This is a genomic window from Roseicyclus sp., assembly GCF_052168335.1.
Classification (GTDB): domain Bacteria; phylum Pseudomonadota; class Alphaproteobacteria; order Rhodobacterales; family Rhodobacteraceae; genus Roseibacterium.
This window is the reverse complement of sequence record NZ_JBQLZP010000398.1, coordinates 1-3,481: the sequence shown is the minus strand read 5'-3', so window position 1 is coordinate 3,481 and position 3,481 is coordinate 1. Positions and strand designations below refer to the sequence as shown.

Annotated in this window: 3 protein-coding genes and 1 tRNA gene; 1 reads left to right on the top strand and 3 read right to left on the bottom strand. The window is 71.6% G+C overall.

Annotation, left to right across the window (positions count from 1 at the left end):
• The first annotated feature begins 125 nt into the window (after positions 1-125).
• Complete coding sequence (gene pgi / locus ACTS11_RS12160) at positions 126-1,730, top strand: glucose-6-phosphate isomerase (RefSeq protein ID WP_442640579.1); 1,605 nt, start codon at positions 126-128, stop codon at positions 1,728-1,730.
• A gap of 59 nt (positions 1,731-1,789) precedes the next feature.
• Here the strand turns inward: pgi and ACTS11_RS12155 are convergent, their stop codons facing one another.
• The 3 genes from ACTS11_RS12155 to ACTS11_RS12145 all read right to left on the bottom strand — a co-directional run.
• Entirely contained in the window at positions 1,790-2,278 is a 489-nt protein-coding gene (locus tag ACTS11_RS12155; RefSeq protein WP_442640578.1) for an acyl-CoA thioesterase, read from the bottom strand.
• A gap of 150 nt (positions 2,279-2,428) precedes the next feature.
• Positions 2,429-2,502 (bottom strand) — tRNA-Gly (locus tag ACTS11_RS12150).
• A 38-nt stretch (positions 2,503-2,540) separates the two neighbouring features.
• A partial coding sequence (locus ACTS11_RS12145) for an ASKHA domain-containing protein (RefSeq protein WP_442640577.1) occupies positions 2,541-3,481 on the bottom strand: 941 nt, incomplete at its 5' end.

Genomic DNA, 3,481 nt, shown 5'->3' with positions numbered 1-3,481 from the left:
CACGTCCTGATCACCGGGGCCGAGAAGCGCGCGGCGCTCGAGCGCGCGATGACGCTCGACCCGATGGAGGCGCCGATCCGGGCGGTGCTGGGACAGGCCATTGTGCATTGGGCGGAGTGAGCTGAATGACGATTTTCGACGATCTGAGGGCGCATCGCGCGGGCCAGGGCGCGCGCCGGATCATGGACCTCTTCGGCGATCCGGGGCGGGCGGAGGCCTTTTCGCGCAGGGCGGACGGGCTGCTCTTCGACTTCTCCAAGACGCATCTCGACGAAGGGGCGATGACGCTCCTCCTCCGCCTCGCGCGGGAGGCGGGCGTCGAGGCGCGGCGCGAGGCGATGTTCGGCGGCGCGAAGATCAACGAGACGGAGGGGCGCGCCGTCCTGCACACCGCGCTCCGCGCGACCGAGGGGCCGATCCTCGTCGATGGGCAGGACGTCATGCCCGAGGTGCTGGCGACGCGCGCGCGGATGGAGGCGTTCGCGCAAGAGGTGCGCTCGGGCGCCTTCGCGGGGCCGGGCGGCGCCTTCACCGACGTGGTGAACATCGGCATCGGCGGCTCGGACCTCGGGCCTGCCATGGCGACGCTGGCGCTGGCCCCGTATCACGACGGGCCGCGCCTGCATTACGTCTCGAACGTGGACGGGGCGCATATCCACGATACGCTGAAGGGCCTCGACCCACACCGGACGCTGGTGATCGTGGCCTCCAAGACCTTCACCACGATCGAGACGATGACCAACGCCGAGACGGCGCGGGACTGGCTGGCCGCCTCCGTCGCCGAGCCCGGCGCGCAGTTCGCCGCGCTGTCGAGCGCGGTCGACAGGACGGCCGCCTTCGGCATCGATCGCGCGCGCGTCTTCGGCTTCGAGGACTGGGTCGGCGGGCGCTACTCGCTCTGGGGGCCGATCGGGCTCGGGCTGATGATCGCCGTGGGGCCGGAGGACTTCGCCGAGTTCCTCGCGGGCGGCCGCGCGATGGACGGACATTTCCGGCAGGCGGAGCTGCCCGAGAACCTGCCCGTTCTGCTGGCCCTCGTCGGCATCTGGCACAACCAGGTCTGCGGCCATGCGACCCGCGCGGTTCTGCCTTACGATCAGAGGCTTGCGCGGCTTCCCGCATATCTCCAGCAGCTCGAGATGGAATCGAACGGCAAGCGCGTGGCGATGGACGGCACCGACCTGGCCGAGACTTCCGGCCCCATCGTCTGGGGCGAGCCCGGGACGAACGGCCAGCACGCCTTCTACCAGCTCATCCACCAGGGCACGCGGATCGTGCCTTGCGAGTTCATCGTCGCCGCAGAGGGTCACGAGCCGGAGCTGGCGCATCATCACCGGCTGCTGCTGGCCAACTGTCTCGCGCAGTCCGAGGCGCTGATGCGGGGCCGATCCCTCGAGGAGGCGCGGGCGATCATGGCGGCGAAGGGATTGGACGGGGCGGAGCTGGAGCGGCAGGCGCGCCACCGCGTCTTCCCCGGCGACCGGCCGTCGACCACGCTGATGTACCGCAGGCTCACGCCGCGCGTGCTGGGGCAGATCGTGGCGCTCTACGAGCACCGCGTCTTCGTCGAGGGGGTGATCCTCGGGATCAACTCCTTCGACCAGTGGGGCGTGGAACTGGGCAAGGAACTCGCCAAGGCGCTCGAGCCGGTGCTGACGGGCGCGGCGGACGGGGCGGACAAGGACGGCTCGACGCGGGCGCTGGTGGCCTTCGCGCGCCGAGCGGGCTGAGGTCCGCGCGGGGCGGCGGCGTCGGAGTGCGTATTTGAGGAAAGATGAAAGCGCGGCGTTCAGGCGCTTTCGTCCAGCGCGCCGTCGAGTTCGAGGAAGGCGCGGCGTCCGGCCTCGGGGATCGGGTGGCGGCCGGTGCCGGTCCAGTTCAGGAGCACGACGATGGCCTCGCCGGTCGTGGTGCAGCGCGCCGCACCCGCGGCGGCGGGCAGCCAGACGGCGAATTCCATCGTGAAGGAGGTGCGCCGGAAGGCGCGTGTGCGGCCCGTCACCACGTAGTCCTGCCCGGCGAAGAGCTCGGCCAGGTAGTCGCAGGCGGTGCGCCTGAGCACGAGGCGGGGGCTTTCCGGGCTGTAATCTGTGATCCGGCGCGCGGCGAGGTAGGGCAGGCGGAAGCTTTCGAACCAGGTGAGATAGGCGGCGTTGTTCACGTGGCCGAGCGCGTCCAGTTCGCCGAAGCGGACGCGGTCCGCGAGGCCGAAGCCCCAGGGTTCCGGGATGCCGAGGGTGCGGAGCGCGGGGGCGTCGAGGGGCGTGTGGTAGAGCATGGCGCGGGTCTGGCGCAGGTGCGCGGCATGTGCAAGGGGCGGCGGCCTCCATGCGCGAGCCTCGCCGGTGATCCGGCGGATTTCCGTTTTCCGTGAAGATATTGCGGCGCGAGGTTCGGACCGCCGGCGGGGCGGCGGCGCTGGAAGCTCTGGAGCGGGTAGCGGGAATCGAACCCGCGCGTTCAGCTTGGGAAGCTGACAGGCTACCATTACATCATACCCGCCGCGTGGCGCGCTGGATAGCGCAGCGCCGCCGCCATCGTCAATCGGTTTCGGGACCGCTCCGGGATGCGCGGCGGCGCCGGCGCCCGCCATCCTCGCCGCCGGCGGAGGCGCCGAAGCGGACGGAGGGCAGGCTCACCACCTTGCCGAGTTCCGGGAACGGATCGACCGCGTGCGGCAGCGCGTTGGCGTTCACGAAATGCTCCTGGAAGCGCGGTTCCACCGCCGTCTCGATCTTGTGGATTCGGCGCACCGTCGCCTCGATCCGCTCGCGTGCGCCCCGGTTGCAGAGCGCGATGCGCGCGCCATGCCCGGCGGCGTTGCCCGCGCTCGTCACGCGGTCGAGGGCCGCGTCGGGGATCATGCCGAGGACCATGGCGTGCCTGGGGCTGATATGCGCGCCGAAGGCGCCGGCGAGCACCACGCGGTCCACCCGGTCGACGCCGCGCTTGTCCATGAGGAGCCGCGCGCCCGCGTAGAGCGCGGACTTGGCCAGCTGGATCGCGCGGATGTCGCCCTGCGTCACGAGGATGCGGGGGCCGCCCGACGCGGTCCCGTCATGGAGGAGGTAGGCGTGCGTGCGGCCCTGCGGCTCGGCCCGCCCGGTGCCGGTGGCCTCGGCGCCGCCGATGAGGCCCGAGGCGTCGAGAAGGCCCGCCATGCGCATCTCGGCCACGGCCTCGATGATGCCCGAGCCGCAGATGCCGGTGACGCCGGTGTCCTTCGTCGCCTCGGCGAAGCCCGGCTCGTCCGACCAGAGATCGCAGCCGATGACCTTGAAGCGCGGCTCCTTGGTGGCGGGGTCGATCTCCACCCGCTCGATGGCGCCGGGCGCGGCGCGCTGGCCCGCGCTGATCTGCGCGCCCTCGAAGGCGGGGCCGGTGGGCGAGGAACAGGCGAGAACGCCCGAGGTGTCGCCGAGCAGGATCTCGGCGTTGGTGCCGACATCGACGACGAGGACGAGGTCGGGCGAGCGGTCGG

Bases quoted from the DNA above. Each gene is read 5' to 3' on its own strand.
- pgi (WP_442640579.1), top strand. From the start codon at position 126: ATGACGATTTTCGACGATCTGAGGGCGCATCGCGCGGGCCAGGGCGCG.
- ACTS11_RS12155 (WP_442640578.1), bottom strand. From the start codon at position 2,278: ATGCTCTACCACACGCCCCTCGACGCCCCCGCGCTCCGCACCCTCGGC.